This window comes from Haloarcula sp. CGMCC 1.2071, assembly GCF_037078445.1.
GTDB classification, from domain to species: Archaea; Halobacteriota; Halobacteria; order Halobacteriales; family Haloarculaceae; genus Haloarcula; species Haloarcula amylolytica.
On the sequence record NZ_JAYMGY010000009.1, the window covers coordinates 85,552 to 100,781 of the forward strand.

General features: G+C 64.7%; 17 protein-coding genes. 6 read left to right on the forward strand and 11 right to left on the reverse strand.

The window, feature by feature from the left end:
• Positions 1 to 11 precede the first annotated feature (11 nt).
• Positions 12 to 2,846: a DEAD/DEAH box helicase gene (locus tag VI234_RS15715; protein WP_008308871.1), complete on the reverse strand. Its 2,835-nt coding sequence runs from the start codon at positions 2,844 to 2,846 to the stop codon at positions 12 to 14.
• 176 nt (positions 2,847 to 3,022) lie between these two features.
• Between VI234_RS15715 and VI234_RS15720 the strand changes: the two genes are divergently transcribed.
• Positions 3,023 to 3,871 carry a class 1 fructose-bisphosphatase gene (locus VI234_RS15720; protein ID WP_336330548.1) on the forward strand — a complete coding sequence of 283 codons (849 nt, stop codon included), beginning with the start codon at positions 3,023 to 3,025 and terminating at the stop codon, positions 3,869 to 3,871.
• Positions 3,872 to 3,890: 19 nt separating this feature from the next.
• On the opposite strand, the gene VI234_RS15725 is transcribed toward VI234_RS15720, so the two are convergent.
• From VI234_RS15725 to VI234_RS15735, 3 genes are all read right to left on the reverse strand, one after another.
• Positions 3,891 to 4,640 carry a metallophosphoesterase gene (locus tag VI234_RS15725; protein WP_336330549.1) on the reverse strand — a complete coding sequence of 250 codons (750 nt, stop codon included), beginning with the start codon at positions 4,638 to 4,640 and terminating at the stop codon, positions 3,891 to 3,893.
• Positions 4,641 to 4,725: 85 nt separating this feature from the next.
• Positions 4,726 to 6,450 (reverse strand): hypothetical protein, encoded by a 1,725-nt coding sequence (locus VI234_RS15730; RefSeq protein ID WP_336330550.1) that lies wholly within the window; start codon positions 6,448 to 6,450, stop codon positions 4,726 to 4,728.
• Positions 6,447 to 7,727 (reverse strand): Single-stranded DNA binding protein, encoded by a 1,281-nt coding sequence (locus VI234_RS15735; protein ID WP_336330551.1) that lies wholly within the window; start codon positions 7,725 to 7,727, stop codon positions 6,447 to 6,449. The genes VI234_RS15730 and VI234_RS15735 overlap by 4 nt, the downstream gene beginning before the upstream one ends.
• 243 nt (positions 7,728 to 7,970) lie before the next feature.
• Here VI234_RS15735 and VI234_RS15740 point away from each other — a divergent pair, with 243 nt between their 5' ends.
• Both VI234_RS15740 and VI234_RS15745 read left to right on the forward strand, forming a co-directional pair.
• On the forward strand, positions 7,971 to 8,429 hold the full coding sequence (locus tag VI234_RS15740; protein ID WP_336330552.1) for a hypothetical protein: 459 nt from the start codon (positions 7,971 to 7,973) through the stop codon (positions 8,427 to 8,429).
• A 44-nt stretch (positions 8,430 to 8,473) separates the two neighbouring features.
• Positions 8,474 to 9,133, forward strand: coding sequence for a 2,5-diamino-6-(ribosylamino)-4(3H)-pyrimidinone 5'-phosphate reductase (locus tag VI234_RS15745; RefSeq protein WP_008308881.1), 660 nt, complete (start codon positions 8,474 to 8,476; stop codon positions 9,131 to 9,133).
• 19 nt (positions 9,134 to 9,152) lie between these two features.
• On the opposite strand, the gene VI234_RS15750 is transcribed toward VI234_RS15745, so the two are convergent.
• Complete coding sequence (locus tag VI234_RS15750) at positions 9,153 to 9,440, reverse strand: DUF7545 family protein (RefSeq protein ID WP_008308882.1); 288 nt, start codon at positions 9,438 to 9,440, stop codon at positions 9,153 to 9,155.
• Positions 9,441 to 9,513: 73 nt separating this feature from the next.
• Positions 9,514 to 10,563 (reverse strand): NAD(P)/FAD-dependent oxidoreductase, encoded by a 1,050-nt coding sequence (locus VI234_RS15755; protein WP_008308884.1) that lies wholly within the window; start codon positions 10,561 to 10,563, stop codon positions 9,514 to 9,516.
• Positions 10,564 to 10,664: 101 nt separating this feature from the next.
• Between VI234_RS15755 and VI234_RS15760 the strand changes: the two genes are divergently transcribed.
• Complete coding sequence (locus VI234_RS15760; RefSeq protein ID WP_008308886.1) at positions 10,665 to 10,949, forward strand: DUF357 domain-containing protein; 285 nt, start codon at positions 10,665 to 10,667, stop codon at positions 10,947 to 10,949.
• A gap of 53 nt (positions 10,950 to 11,002) precedes the next feature.
• On the opposite strand, the gene VI234_RS15765 is transcribed toward VI234_RS15760, so the two are convergent.
• Positions 11,003 to 11,176, reverse strand: a complete 174-nt coding sequence (locus tag VI234_RS15765; protein ID WP_161606624.1) for a hypothetical protein — start codon at positions 11,174 to 11,176, stop codon at positions 11,003 to 11,005.
• A gap of 434 nt (positions 11,177 to 11,610) precedes the next feature.
• Here VI234_RS15765 and VI234_RS15770 point away from each other — a divergent pair, with 434 nt between their 5' ends.
• Together VI234_RS15770 and VI234_RS15775 are read left to right on the forward strand one after the other, a co-directional pair.
• Entirely contained in the window at positions 11,611 to 12,579 is a 969-nt protein-coding gene (locus tag VI234_RS15770; RefSeq protein ID WP_008308888.1) for a transcription initiation factor IIB, read from the forward strand.
• Positions 12,580 to 12,652: 73 nt separating this feature from the next.
• Positions 12,653 to 12,832, forward strand: a complete 180-nt coding sequence (locus VI234_RS15775) for a DUF7836 family putative zinc-binding protein (protein ID WP_004515550.1) — start codon at positions 12,653 to 12,655, stop codon at positions 12,830 to 12,832.
• Here the strand turns inward: VI234_RS15775 and VI234_RS15780 are convergent, their stop codons facing one another.
• From VI234_RS15780 to VI234_RS15795, 4 genes are all read right to left on the reverse strand, one after another.
• Positions 12,833 to 13,237, reverse strand: a complete 405-nt coding sequence (locus VI234_RS15780) for a translation initiation factor IF-2 subunit beta (protein WP_014040534.1) — start codon at positions 13,235 to 13,237, stop codon at positions 12,833 to 12,835. It lies immediately after the preceding gene.
• Between the two features lie 134 nt (positions 13,238 to 13,371).
• A complete protein-coding gene (locus VI234_RS15785) occupies positions 13,372 to 13,545 on the reverse strand; it encodes a DUF7556 family protein (RefSeq protein ID WP_155120743.1) in 174 nt (57 codons plus the stop codon).
• A 198-nt stretch (positions 13,546 to 13,743) separates the two neighbouring features.
• Positions 13,744 to 14,487, reverse strand: coding sequence for an FAD-dependent thymidylate synthase (thyX, locus tag VI234_RS15790; RefSeq protein ID WP_008308896.1), 744 nt, complete (start codon positions 14,485 to 14,487; stop codon positions 13,744 to 13,746).
• An 82-nt stretch (positions 14,488 to 14,569) separates the two neighbouring features.
• The gene (locus VI234_RS15795; RefSeq protein WP_008308898.1) at positions 14,570 to 15,229 is read right to left on the reverse strand and encodes an RAD55 family ATPase; all 660 of its coding nucleotides are present in this window, start codon (positions 15,227 to 15,229) and stop codon (positions 14,570 to 14,572) included.
• Between the last annotated feature and the right edge of the window lies 1 nt (position 15,230).

Consider the following 15,230-nt stretch of genomic DNA (forward strand, 5'->3'; position numbering starts at 1 on the left):
CGTTGCCGCCCTCAACCCCAGAACGACTGCGTGCGCGCGTACTCCCGCTCTTGCCGGAGGATGTCCCGGTAGAACTCGTCTTCGTCCTCACGCAGGCGGTTGATGATGCGGGCGGCGTTGTGCGGCCCGACGCCGCGGGCGGCCAGCGCGACCACCGCTCGCTTCCCGTGGCTCTGGACCAGCGAGGCCGAGCGGTAGGCCCGCTCGGTCATCTTCTCCTGCTCGTCGTCCTTGTCGTCGGTCCGGACCGCCGAAATGACCTCCTCGGCCCAGGGATTCAGCGCGGCGATGCGGGTGGACCCACACTGCGGACAGGTCGGCTGCTCCCGCACGCGCTTGACCTGCTGCTTGCGGTCCCAGTCCTTGCAGTGCAGGCACATGAGGATGACGCGGTCGCTCTGGATGCGCTCCTTGACGGTCTTGATGACGCTCGCGTCGGCGTTCTCCGGTGAGAGGAGTTCCCGCCCGGAGGAACTGCCACCGGTCCCGATGGGCGTGTGCTCGCCGACGGTTTCGAGCGTGACGTCGCCGCGCTGGATGTCTCGGAGGAGATCGGCCGTCGCCTCGATAGCGAGGTCCTCGTGGCGCACCTCGCGCAGGGCTTCGTCGTACATCGGCGTGTCCTCAAGCGCTGCCAGCAGGCGGTCGCGGCCGAAGTCAGTCGACCCGCGGCCCCGCCAGCGCTTGAGCGACCCGAACTTCGTCGCCACCTGCGCGAGCTTGAACTTCAGCGCGTCGGCGTTCTTGAGGCTGAGTTCGATCAGCGCCGGGAGGTGGTCGGGGTCGGTGTCCTCGATGACTTCGATGACATCGCCGGCGGTGATCCGGCGCGGGACCTCCAGCGTAATCCGGTAGGGGTCGACCTCCATCGCGACTGATTCGCCCGCTCGCTGACCGAGCAGCGCCGAGAGGATTCGCCCCAGCGTCTCGTTGATCTTGTGTCCGTAGCAGGCGTTGACGATGACCTCCCGGCCGTGGAACTCCACCAGAATGGTCGTGTCGTCCGGAATCGGCCCCTCGTGCTTCTCGACCTGCGAAAGTCCCTCGGCGACGGTCTCCGGGCCGGCGGCGTAGCGAGTCGCCACGTCCCTGGCGACGGCGTCGGTGTCCGCGCCGTCTTGGAGCTGCCGGCCGGCCACGCGACGGAGTTCGCCGACCTCCGCGGCGACGGCCCTCGGAACGGGAATCTCCTGGCCGACCCAGGAGGGCACCTCGCCGGCGGGGTCCTCGATAGGCGAGACGGTCACTACCTCCTCTTCTTCGTCGATGTTCGTGATGCGCCACATTTCCCCGCGCTGGACGAACACCTCGCCGGGCGTGGCGAAGTTGACGACGAACTTCTCGTCGAGGGTTCCCACTTGCTGGCCCGAGGCCACGTCCTCCACGTCGTAGGTGGCCTCGTCAGGGATCATCGAGAGGTTCTGATAGAAGTACTGCCAGGTCCCGCGGCGCTTCTCCAGGGTGTCTCGGTCCTCGTCCAGCCAGATGACGTTGTTCGCCGCGAGTTCCTCGATGACCTGCTTGAACTGGGCCTCGTCGAGGTCCCGGAACGGGTACGCGCGGGTCAGTATCTCGAAGGCGCGCATCGCCCGGATTTCGCCGGTGTCCATCACCAGCCCGGCGATCTGGTTGGCGACCGTGTCGAGGCTCCCGTCGTGGATCTCGGCGGGTTCGACATCGCCGGCTTCGGCCTGTCTCGCTATCGCCAGCGCCTCCAGCGTATCGTCGGTGTCTGTCGTGACGACCGTTCCCGAGGAGACGAGGTCGCGGCGGTGGCCGGCGCGGCCGACCCGCTGGACGAGGCGGGACACCTGCCGGGGGCTGCCGTACTGGACGACGTGGTCGACGTGGCCCACGTCGATGCCCAGTTCCATCGAGGAGGTACACAGCAGGGCGTCGAGGTCGCCGGCCTTGAACCGGTCCTCCACGTCGATGCGAGCCTCCTTCGACAGCGAGCCGTGGTGGACGCCGAGATCGGTTCCCAACTCTTTGAACCGCGAGCCAAGCGCCTCCGCTGTTTGTCGGGTGTTCACGAACAGCAAGACCGATTCGTTCTCGTCGATGAGGTCCGCGATGTAGCGGACGTGGCTGGCCGTTCCTGCATCGGTGACGAGCGTGCTCGACAGTTCCTCGTCGCGGTCGGTGATCTGAGGCCGGACCACCTCGATGTCCAGCCGGCTGCCGATGTCGACCTCTCTGATGGCACACGTCCGCCCGCCGGTGAGAAACCGGCCGACCTCGTGTGGGTCACCGACGGTCGCCGAAAGACCAATACGCTGGAACTGCCCGGACAGTTCATGGAGCCGTTCGAGGCCGACTGTCAACTGCGCACCCCGCTTGGCCGCGGCGAGTTCGTGGACCTCGTCGATGACGACGTGGTTCACGTCTTCGAGCGCCGTCCGGAGCTTCGACCCGGTGAGCATCGCCTGGAGCGTCTCGGGGGTGGTCACGAGCACGTCCGGCGGGTCGTCGGCCTGCTTCTGGCGCTGGTAGTCCGTCGTGTCGCCGTGGCGGACGTCTACTTCGAGACCGAGTGTTTCGCCCCACCAGTCGAGGCGCTGGCGCATATCGCGATTGAGTGCCCGCAGCGGCGTGATATACAGCGCGCCGATGCCGAATCGGTCTTCGGATTCGGCCAGTGCGTCGAAGACGGGCAACATCGCCGTCTCCGTCTTTCCTGTTCCGGTGGGGGCGACCACCAGCGCGTCCCGGCCGGCGGCCAGGGTCGGAATCGCCTTCCGCTGGGGGTCGGTCGGCGTCGTGAAGCCGCGCTCGGAGAGCGCACTGCGGACGGCCGGACCGAGTGCGGTAAAGGCGTCATCGCCGCGAGCGACCCCGTCAGTCATCGCCCCTCTCTAGCGACTACTCCGGGTTAAACACGTTGTGTCACCCCTTCTCGCACGCGGTCACAAATCGAGGCGCTGTCCGCGTTGCAGGGGAGCGCCGGGTACAGCCTTATGTCGTTGCCATGGGATATGTCGACCATGACTGACGCCTGTACAACTGCGGTCGGTGATGTACCGTGAACACGCTCGACGAGATCGAACGGGCGGTGAAGGATACGGCACATTACGTCAGCGGGAACCTGGCGAACTACGCCAACAGGTCGGCCGGCGAGAACCCGAGCGGGGAGCAACAGGTCGGTGGCGACGTGTGGGCCGACGACCTGTTTTTCGACGCGCTCGCACACATCGACGGTATCGGCGCGTACGCGAGCGAGGAGCGCAGCGACGTGGTCGACTGCGGCGAGGGCTACAGTATCGCTATCGACCCGCTCGATGGCTCCTCGAACCTCGCCTCGAACAACTCCGTGGGGACGATAATCGGGGTCTACGACGCCGAGCTGCCCGCGGCAGGCCGGGAAATGGTCGCGTCGCTGATGGTGCTGTACGGCCCGTATACGACACTGACAATCGCACGGTCCGACCGCGATGTCGTTCAGGAGCACCTCCTCCGGGACGGTCACAGCGAGCGCTGGGGCCAGTTCGAACTGCCGGCGGAGGCCACAGTGGTCGGTTTAGCGGGCAAGACCGGTGAGCGCAGCGACGAGTTCAACGACATCGCCCAGGCCTTCGAGCGGGACCTGAAGCTCCGCTACGGCGGGGCGACTGTCGCCGACCTGGCACAGGTACTCGAGTACGGCGGTCTGTTCGGGTATCCGGCGACGACGGGGTATCCGAACGGCAAGCTCCGGGTCCACTTCGAGTCAGCGCCGCTCGCGTACCTCGTCGAGGCAGCCGGCGGGGACTCAAGCGACGGCTCGCAGTCCCTACTCGACGTCGAACCGGACGGTATCCACGACCGGACGCCGACGTTCCTCGGCAACACCGAACTGGTCGAAGAGCTCGAAGCGGACCTTTCAGAAACGTAACCGAGCTCAGATGTCCCGCTCAGACCCGCTGGTAGGCCCCTAACCGCGTGCCGTCGAGCAGGAACGCTTCGGTATCTGCCATGCCCTCGGGCAGGAACGGAGCCAGGAACTCCTGGCCGTCGACGTTGACCCACGTCCCCCCGGAGCGGTCGTTAAACGCCGGGAAGACGACGATATCCGGTGTGTCCCCGATCGGTTGGTCGAACTGCTCGGCAAAGGGATCAGTCGCCAGCGAGCCGCGGAGCCAGGCCCGCTCCTTCTGTGCGCCGCCGACGCTGTCCTCCAGTCGGACGACCGGGTGCTCGTGGCCGACACAGAGAACATCGGCGTCGAGCACGTCCGGCGAAGGCCAGGTGTGGCCGTGGGCGAACCCGACTGCACCGATACGGGTTCCGTGGCCCGCCGTCACCTCGATATCGGCATCGAGGTCAGACAGGACCGGCTCCAGACCGCCGTCGTGGTTCCCTTTCACCAGCGTCACGGGCACCTCAAGCGCTTCGAACAGGGCTTCGAGTTCCGCCCGCTCGTCGTCGAACGGGTCGCCGATGGCGTGGCCCAGGTCGCCGACGACCACCAGCCGGTCGGCGCGGGCGCGGTCTAAATATGTCAGCAACCGTTCCCGGCGGTCCGCGGCGGCCGACTGGAGTTCGACGCCCTCGTATCTGAGCCCCGCTTCGATGCCGGCGTGATAGTCCGCCACCGCCAGCAGTCGCTCCCCGTCGGTGTCGACGGTCGCCGCCGGAACGTCAGGGAGCGGTTCGACACGCATCGCTACTGCGTTGGCCGTCTGGCGAGAAAAGCACCGCGGCTCGGTTCCAGAGGGCTCCCGGAACCGGCTATGAGCCGTCGTTCGGTTATATTGGCTTGAGCTTGCCGTCGTCGGGCTCGTAACACCGACCGCCCATCAGGGCATCCTGAATGGCGTCGTCAACCGCGTCGGCGTCGACCCCGTAGCGGTCGACGACCGCCGCCAGCAGTTCCTCGCGGTCGGCCCCGCTGCCGTCGTCGAGTTCGCCCATGACCTCCATGACGGCGTCTTCGAGGTCAACGTCCTCGGCTGGCTCCGCGCCGCTGTCGTCATCCTCGTCACTTTCGGCCGCCGGTTCTGCGGTCGTCTCTGCTGCGGACGACGAAGTGTCCTCTTCAGTCGACGGTGCTGTTTCTGTCGCTACCTCCGGTTCCGACTCCGACGCTGGCTCTGATTCGGTTGCGGAGGCGGGCTCCGTCTCCGGCTCGCTGTCGACTTCCGTGCCCGTGTCCGCCTCGGCGGGCACCTCCTCGTCGGGGTCCGGCGTCTCGATGCCGGCTTCGCCGGGCTCGTCGACCTCGGTCCCCGTCTGGAAGGCAGTGCCGTACTCCTGCTCGATCTCCTCGCGCTCGTCCTCGTCCAGTTCGAACTCCGGATCGAACTCGCCGAGGTCCTCGTCCGCCTCCGCTGTGCCGGTGTCAGCGGCCGTCGACGTGGTCGCCTCCGGTTCGGCTGTGTCGGTACCCGACTCGCCGTCTCCAAACGTGTCGTCGGTCAGGTCGCCCTCGGCTCCAGACGACGGCTCCGGTTCGCTTGCGGACGCAGTCGTCGACGTTTCAGGTTCGCTCGCTACGGTTTCGGATTCCGAACCAGACGGCGTTTCCGAGACTGTCGGTTCCTCGTCGATTGTCGTTTCGGCCGTGGCGTCATCGGATGCCGTCTCCATCGATGGCTCTGCTGCAGGCTCGTCTGCCGTCGTCTCCGTCGTCGTTTCCGTGGTAGACTCACTGACTTCCGACTCTGCTGCCGGTTCGTCGGCCATCGTGTCCATACCTGTCTCGTCCGTCGTCGTCTCCGGCGTGGAAACGTCAGTATCGAGGTCGAGGGAGGCGAGCAGTGGAATCGGGTCGTCGGTCCCGTCGTCCGGCGACAGCGACAATCCTTCCGCTTCGTCCGTGTCGCCAGCGACGACGCGAGCGGCGTCGAGCGCCGTCGTTCGGAGCGCGTCGAGGTAATCGCCGGTCGTGCCGTAGTGGTCCAGTGCGAGCGTGATGCCGGCCGCGGCGCTCTCGTCGATGCCCTGGTCGAGCAGCGCGAGCCTGAGTTCGTCGCCGGCCAGGCCGGCCTGTTTCGCGCTGGCCATCCGGCCGATGCGCGAGACGGTCTGTTCGGCGGCCTGAACGACCCACCGATCCCGCGTGTCCGCGTCGACCTCGCTGATACTCTCGGGCCGGACCGAGGTGAACACCCGGTCGCTGTCGTCGGGCTGGAAGGTGCGGGCCTTGCCCGTGACGGCGACGAACATCGGCGGGTCGGCGGCTTCGAGGAAGGCCAGTTCGTCGGGTTGGTACTGCCCGGTGTAGACGACGAACGGGCCGGTCGGGTCCACGACGCGGGCACGGAGCACGTCGTCGTTGACCTGTTCGAGTTCGGTGAGGACGCCGACGAGGAACAGGCGGTTGACTCGCGCGCCGGTCGGCGTGACGACGTAGTTCGGCGCGCGTTCCTCGTCGGATTCGGAGTACGAGAAGTCGGCGTCGTCGAACTCCGCGGCGAACAGCCGATGGGCGACCTCCCGGCGGCCGGGGCCGCTGTCGCCGGATTCGCTCATGCGTCTGCCTCCTGTAGGAGGGTCTGCGCACGCGTCGCCGGGTCGTCGTCGGCCTCGACGAAGGTCGAGGCGGTGAGGTTAGCGCCGTACTCGTCGACCGACAGCGACCCGCGGACGACGTACTCGCGGCCGACGATGCGGTCGCTGATGCGGTCGGCGACTACTTCCTTGTCCATCGCGTCGCGGGCGTGTTCGCGGGCGTCGTCGAGGTCGCCGCCGTACACGCGGGCGGTCAGTTCGTCATCAAGTACTGCGGTGACAGTGTCGGTCCCGTCGTCGAGAATGGCCTTCGTCCGCAGGTCGTCCTCGCCCTCGACCGCGCCGTGGGATCGACACTGGCCGTTCTGGATGACGCGGCCACACTCCGGACAGCGCTCGATGAGGCCGGAGCCGTCCCGCACTTCAATGACGTTGCCGGCCAGTTCCACGTCGAACAGCCCGCCGCTCTCGACGGCCTCGCGGATCGATAGCCGCGGCGCGTCTTCGGTGACTTCGACAGTGCGGTCAAGCGCGGTCACCGCCGAGAACTCGGAGACGTTCACCGAGGGTGCGCCGCGGAACTCGCGGACGAACGTCTCTTCGAGGCGCACGGACGCCCCCTCCTCGATTTCGTCGTGAGGCTCCCAGTCGGTGAACGGGAGCCGGCCGCTCTCGTCGCCGAGGACGCCGCTGAGAATCGTCGTCTCGCCGTCGCGGCCGTCGATGACTTTCTGTTCACATTCGAGGACCTGTACCTCGACAGTGATGCCGCGGTCACCCGGTGCGAGGTCCTGCAGCGTGGCGCGGCCGCCGACATCGTAGTCGATGTCGAGCGTCTCGTCGACGACCTCGGGGTCGGTGCTGTCGCCCAGATTGAGCTCCGGCTGGCCGTCCCACTCGCGGACACCGGCGTTGCCGAGCCGGACGGTCTGGCCGGGCTGGAGGTCGCCCGAGAAGCCGTCCCAGGCCGTGTAGGATATCTTCCCCGTCTCGTCGGCGAGTTCGCCCTCGCGGATGACGTGCTGTTCCCCGTTGTACTGGATGGAGCGACGACCCGACGTGAGCACCACCGCGGTGACCGTCACGTTCGAGTCGTCGGTCGACACCTCGCTGATGGCCTTGCTCGACGGCGTGCCGTCGCCGCCCGAGCCGCCGTCGCCGTACTTCCGTCTGAGGCTCTGCTTGGCCTCGTCCATCGGGACGGAGTAGTTCACGAGGTTTTCCAGGTCGCGTGTGACCTCCTCTTTGTCAACACCGAGGTCGGAGGCGAGCTCCTCGGCATGGTCTTCGAGAGACATCGACTGACGGTTCGACGGGAGCACTCAAAAGCGTTTTCGGCCGGCCGTACGAGCGACGGTGTCTCACGTCCGGGCAAAATCGCCCACAATTCTTATTTGTGATACTGTAATCTCTCACGGTATGTGCGCTGACTGTGTTGGGACGTTTCAAACGGCCAAAAAGTACGTCATTAGCGATACTAGACCGGTCGCGACTCATGGTATCAGATTAAATAATGACGGCAGCCGCCCGGGGGCCTGACTATGGGTAGCATGTTCGGGTCGAAGCCGTCAGAGTCCCACGTCATCTGGCGGAGCGGTCGGAACAACGACGGCAAGAAGAAGTTCGATTTCGAGTATCTGGAGCTGTGGGCGGCCCACTTCGGCGTCGACTTCGAGCAGTGGACCCGCGTCGACCACGATCGCGGTGACGAGCCCCGCGAGCAGTTCGCCTGCGTGTTCCGCTGGGCGAAAAGCGGCGGGCAGGAACTCTCCGTCGGCGACGAGGAGTGGACGATGGGGTCCCAGCGCAAGCCCCGCACGTTCCTCGAAATCGACGAGGAAGGGATGGTCAGGCTCCGGGGCTGGAGCACGGAGACGACGCTCGACGTCGAGGAACTCGTACTGAAAAAGACGGTGCTGAAGCTGAAAACCGTCGACGGCACCGTGAAGAAACTCGACGTCCGGAAGCTGTCGAAGCGCCCCGAAACAACGTCCTCCTGACTGTAACCCAAAAGCCGTTTGACGTGTCGCCGGCACGAACGAGTATGCACGTCGTCGTCAACGCCGCCATGAGTGTCGACGGGAAGCTCTCCTCCCGCCGCCGCGAACAGATCGCTATCTCCGGCCCGGACGACTTCGACCGCGTCGACCAGCTTCGAGCTGACAGCGACGCGGTGATGGTCGGCGTCGGTACGATTCTCGCTGACGACCCCTCACTGACCGTCGACGACGCCGACCGCCGCGCCGCCCGAGCCGATCGCGGCGAGCCGGAAAACCCCGCACGCGTCGTCGCCGATTCCCGCATCCGAACGCCGCCGGACGCGACAGTGCTGGACGGCCGCGCCCAGACCTACCTCCTCGTCAGCGAAGCCGCGCCGCCGGACTTCATCGAAGAGATGGAAGACGCCGGCGCGTACGTCATCGCCGCCGGTCAGGACCAGGTCGACCTGACGACGACGCTTGCGAAACTGGAGGGCGACGGTATCGACCAGCTCATGGTCGAAGGCGGCGGCGAACTCATCTTCGGCCTGCTGGAGGAGGCACTGGTCGACGAACTGTTCGTCTATATCGGCCCGAAGGTCATCGGCGGCCGGGACGCGCCGACGCTGGCCGACGGCGACGGCTTCATCGAGGACTTCCCGGAGCCGGAGCTGGCCGGCGTCGAACGGGTCGACGACGGCATCGTCCTCCACTGGCAGTTCTAGAAACTGAGTCAGCCGGAAGTTAGTGGTCGTGGCCCGTCAGCTCGGCGAAGGACTGCCCGAAGCGCTCCTCGAACAGTTCGCTCGTCTCTTCTTCGAGCGCGACGATCTGCTCGTCCGGTTCGCCCTGGGCGTGGTGGACGGCGCTGTGAATCCGCTGGGTCATGCCGAACATCGCGATGTCGCCGACGACCTGCGGGTCCGTCTCGTCCGGCGACTCTCGGAGGATGTCAACGAGTTCGCTCGGGACTGTGAGTTCGTCGCTTTCCTCGCCGTCGTCGATAGTCAGCGTGACAGTGTCAGTTGCCATGCCATCGACTCCGGGGGCTATCCTAAAGGGTCTGTGGATGTGGGAACGAAACACCAGAACGTTCGGTTGGCCGTCAGTCGTCGGCTTCCGCAGCGGCTTCGGACTCGGTGTCAGCGGCGGCCTCGGCCTCAGATTCGAGGTACTCGTCGGCGTCGATGGCGGCCTTACAGCCCATTCCGGCGGCGGTGACGGCCTGCTGGTAGTGGTAGTCGACCACGTCGCCGGCACCGAAGATACCGTCGACGTCGGTGGCGGTCTGGTCGCCGCCGGTGCCGCCGTGGGTCTGGATGTAGCCGGTATCGTCCAGTTCGACGCCGGTGTCTTCGAGGTACTCCGTGTTGGGCGTGTGGCCGATGGCGATGAAGACAGCGCCCACGTCGAAGTCGAAGGTCTCGGTCCCGTCGTCGTCGAGCTTCTCGCTGGGATGGCCCTCGTCGTTCTGTGCGAGGGTGACGTGGTCGACGCCATCCTCGGGCGAGCCGTGCATCTCCAGCAGTTCGGTGTTCCGCATGATCTCGATCTCGCCCTCGTCGACCTTCTTCTGGACGCGGTCGATCCAGTAGTCCTCGGCACGGAACTCCTCGCGGCGGTGGGCGATGTAGACGGTGTCGGCAAACTTCGTGAGGAAGTGGGCCTCCTCCATGGCCGCGTCGCCGCCGCCGACGACGAGCATGTCCTCGCCGCGGAAGAACGCGCCGTCGCAGGTGGCACACGTCGAGACGCCGTAGCCCATCAGCTCGTCCTCGCCGGGGACGCCCAGCGTCCGGGCGCTGGCTCCGGAGGCGGCGATGAAGGCGTCGCAGGTGTAGACGTCGCCGTTCGACAGTTCCACGCGGAACGGCCGCTCGCTGTCGTCGATGTCGGCGACGATGCCGTGTTTCAGCTCGGTGCCGAACCGCTCGGCCTGCTCTTTCATGTTGTTGATGAGGTCCGGACCGGAGAGCCCCTCGGGGAAGCCGGGGAAGTTCTCGACTTCGCTGGTCAGCGTGAGCTGGCCGCCCGGTTCGTCGCCTTCCAGAACGAGTGGGTCGTTGTTGCTTCTGGCTGCATAGATTGCCGCTGTCAGTCCCGCTGCGCCCGTGCCAGCGACGATGAGTCGTCGGTGTTCGACCGGTTCTGTCATTAGCCAAGTTAGACTACCGGGCCGTATTTAGCTTGTGTTGTCGTGCGCCGAACTCGCATCGGGACGACACGCTTAGGCCGCTGCCACCGTTCGCTGAGGGTATGGCCGCAGATCTCGAAGAGAAGACCGACCGCTACGAGGGACTGCTCGCGGAGGCACTTGACGCGGCATCAGTCGCGCCACCTGAAGGGACGCCGATGCACGACGCCGCTCTGGAGTGTGAAGAGATGGCGGCGGCGTATCTGGCAGACGGTCGCCACTTCAGAGACGACGACGACCTCGTAAACGCGCTGGCATCGTTCTCGTACGGGCATGCGTGGCTGGACGCGGGCGCACGCATCGGACTCTTCGACGTTCCGACCGAGGGACACCTGTTCACTGTCTGAAACTCCGAACTGACCGATAAATACCCGTTGTTCGCCGAGTACTGCCTGTTCGCCTACTGCGTGCTTGACCCGCAGATCGCCGTACTGTTGCGAACCATCGCCCCGTCGCCGGTCGCGTGATGACGTTCGTCGCGATACTGGAGCTCGGAGGGCTGCTGTTTCTGGCCTGGATCTCGCTCGATTGAGCGGTTGCCGCGGCATCCCTCAAATGAGCTCTGTCGTCGCATGGATGTACGTATCTGGTATGTAATTGTAAGTAAAATGTATCGGCTGGTAACATCGCTTTTTATATCTCATCACTCCCCCACGATGTGCGGAACCACACGGTGACTCCCGCTGACCCGGTAATTCCGGGACCCATCCGCCCCCGACCGATCAGGAGCGGTCGTATCGAGGTGAGGCCTGGTCGTTCGACGGAGCACACATGGAGTCACACGGGGGTGCAGCCCCCCATTTATGCGTTGTGCACGGACGGCGGCGATAACCACCAAGATTATATAGCCGTACGGTGGGCCATGTCATACCCTATCACTCCGCTGTCTGGCGGTTCCCGCGGAAATGTGGCGAAAGATTTATATACTTTACGGACTAACTATAGGGTAAGACAGTTTCCCCAAACAGTCTTAAAATTTCTGCACCCGGCAGAACAGAACTCCCAATCATGAGTGAATCACCAACGCGGACGAGCACACGAGAACGAGACGAGCAAATATCCGAACCGACAGAGCAGGAAGCCGTAGAGTCCTGTCCCGAATGTAGTGGTAACGTCGTTACGGACTCCGAACACGGCGAAACAGTCTGTGAGGACTGTGGGCTGGTCGTCGAAGAGGACGAGATCGACCACGGGCCGGAGTGGCGGGCGTTCAACTCCGCAGAGAAGGACCGCAAGTCCCGCGTCGGCGCGCCGACGACGAACATGATGCACGACAAGGGCCTCTCGACCAACATCGGCTGGCAGAACAAGGACGCCTACGGACGTTCCCTCTCCAGCGAGCAGCGCCAGAAGATGCAGCGGCTCCGGACCTGGAACGAGCGGTTCCGTACCCGTGACTCCAAGGAGCGCAATCTCAAGCAGGCCCTCGGTGAAATCGACCGGATGGCCTCCGCGCTCGGGCTCCCCCAGAACGTCCGCGAGACGGCCAGCGTCATCTACCGCCGCGCGCTCGGTGACGACCTGCTCCCGGGACGCTCTATCGAGGGCGTCGCGACGTCCGCGCTGTACGCGGCCGCTCGCATGGCCGGAAACCCCCGGTCGCTTGACGAGATGGCCCGTGTCTCCCGCGTCGAGAAGATGGAACTCACGCGGACCTACCGGTACATCGTCCGGGAACTCAGCCTCGAAGTCCAGCCGGCGGACCCGGAACACTACCTCCCGCGGTTCATCTCCGACCTCGGACTCAGCGAGGAGACCCAGCGGCAGGCACGGGACCTCATCGAAGGTGCTCGCCAGTCGGGGATGCTCTCCGGCAAATCGCCGGTCGGCATCGCCGCAGCGGCCGTCTACGCCGCCGCGTTGCTGACCAACGAGAAGGTCACACAGAGTCAAGTCAGCGACGTCGCCGACATCTCCGAAGTGACTATTCGAAACCGGTACAAGGAACTCCTCGAAGCCGAGGACCTTCCGGCCTGACGCCCGGGTGAAGGCAGACTAATGGGGAGACGCCAAGGCTTTTTATCGTTGGATATGTGTGTGAGTAACATACATGGAGGAAGCGTACGTTCGATTGCTCTGTCCTGAGTGTAAGAAAGACTGGGAGTCGACGCCGACAGACTTGCCGCGACACGACACGACGTTCCACTGCCCGAACTGTCACGCGAGCCATCGGCTCGCCGTTTTCACCCGCACGGAAAACGACTTGCAGACGCTGAAAGGGCTGCAGTAACTACTCGCTCGTCGCCGAGCGTGCGCCACACGCCTCACAGCGGAGCAGTAGCGCGCCCTGTTCCCGTTCCAGTTGCGTGTCCGGCAGGCCACACTCCGAGCAGAGCACGAACTCGTCGACGTATTCGTCGATGGACGCCTCGATACGGTCGGCATCGAACTCGCCGGTCAGGCGCGCTCGACCGCTCTCGTCGATGTGGCCGCTCGTCCCGAGGTCGTTCTGGAGGAACTTCATCACATGGTCGTCCTCGCGTCCGAGTCGGGAACACGTCGACTGGAAGTTCTCGTAGACGGTGACGTTCCCTTCCTGTCGGACGTCTGGATCGGGGACCTCGAACCGCTCGCTTGTGCCGTCAATCTCGGGCGTCTCCTCCATCGCCCGGTCGAGCATGTCGTCGTATTCCATACTCCTACGTCACAGAGCGGTCAACAAAAACTTTTCATACGGACTGTTTGAGCGATTTTCCAGTCTGTGTCGACCCAGAGGTCGGCACGATCCGGAGCTATCTACAAGAATCCGTCACAGCCGGTGGTGGCCCGCTATCGCCAGGCTGTAAGTGTACAGGTCTCGTCCGCTACCATCGAAATCCAGATGTCATCGTGGGCAATATCGGCGATGACGAACCGCTGCTGGCCGTCGACATCGTCGACAGCACACATCACATCAGACGCAGTGCCCGACCGACGGGTGGGACGTTCAACCTCGTAAGACACAATTGTTTATCTAGGATGTGCGGTAATGAATGTGTCGTACTCGTTTCGTCTTTTGATACTCTGAGATCCGGTCGTTGACGCAACAAAACGGCTCGTGTCTCGCTATTGCCGTTGTGAGTATCAAGGTCGATTCAACAATTGTCGATGCCCGCGACCGGAGACAGCTGTTCTGAACCACCGCGAGAAGTGCCGGATCTGTCAGGGTGCGAGCCGGTTCTTGCGTCCCTTCATCTCCCGCTCGTAGTAGTCGAAGGTCTTGGGACACCAGTCGGCCGCCAGGTCGAGCATCTCCTCGGTCATCTCTCTGATCTCCCACTGTGCGTCCGCCGCGGCTCGCATGTCCGCGACGTGCATCAGCATCCGGGCGTTCATCGACATCACGATGTTCACCTTGGTGCCGATTGGCAGCACGAACCGAGCGTCTTCCGGCGGCATTCCCAGTTCGAGCAGCTCCTGGTACGATTCGACCGCCTGTTCGATGGTGTCTTTGAATATTTCCGTGCGCTTCTCGAACTCCTCGTCGGAGACGCTCGCTTTCTGCTGGTTCCGGCCGATCCAGTCCGGGTCCGTCGCGGACGGCGGCGTCACGACCAGTTCGCCCTCGCGGACGGCTTCGGGATCCACGTCGTCGAAGGAGACGTACCGCATCGACTGCACGTCGAAGGAGACGTGTCGGTGGCGGGTGATCTGGGCCATACAGGAGCGGGAGACGCCCTCCACGGCGAAGGTCGCCTGCGCGTGCTCGAACGGGCCGAAGTGGCCGTGGTCGAGCAGGTGGCCGATGAGCGTCTCCTTTTTATCGTCAAGGGTATCCCCGTCGACCTCAGCCATCGTCGCTTCGAACGACTGGCTGCCGACGGAGGTGTCGCTGTAGTCGTTGCGTGCAGCCTTGCAGATGAGATCCTCGGGGTCGTCTGTCGCTTCGAGCAGCTTTACGTCCATATCGGGTGGGTGAACCGGAGCGGCAAAATACTTCCTTCCCGGACCGACACGGGGTTCGGACCGCCTGCGGATGGCGACGTACTCAGATGTCCTGCCAGTCGGTCGGCTCGCCGGCGAGGCCGAGCACGCGGGCCTCGCGGCCGCCGCCCTCGGCGTCGCGCACGTCGATCATCCCGTCGAACGCCTGCTTGATGACCTGCAGTGTCTGGTCGTCGTGGGCTCCCGAGTCGATGGTAAACACGCCAATGTAGCCCGCGGAGTCCAGCCGCGAGGACAGCACGTGACAGAACTTGAAGACGGTCTTCTTGTCCGTGTAGGTAAGCATCGTCGACAGCGAGACGAGAGCCAGACGGCCCTGTTCGTTGCCGGCGTTGTGCAGCCCCTCCAGCGCCTTCGTGATGCCGATACCGATGCCGGTGAGATCACCGGGCGAAGAGACGTGGTGGGCGTGGGCGTTGCCGATTGCCGCCTCGTCCGTGCCACCTTCGCCCCGGCAGTCGATGACACCGAGCTGGGAGTCGTCGAGGTCGGGCACGAGCGACCGGAACTCTTCGACGACGCTCCCCGCGCCGTCACCGGTCGTCACGACCACTGCGCCGTCGTCCTTTCGCAGACCATCGGCGAGAATATCGTATGCGAGTCGTTCCTTCCCGCTCATTGCTGGGCCGGAGATCAGGATGCTGGACCCTGGCCGGACCTCACTGAGCGCATCGAACTCTAGTACTGAGGTGAGATCATACATT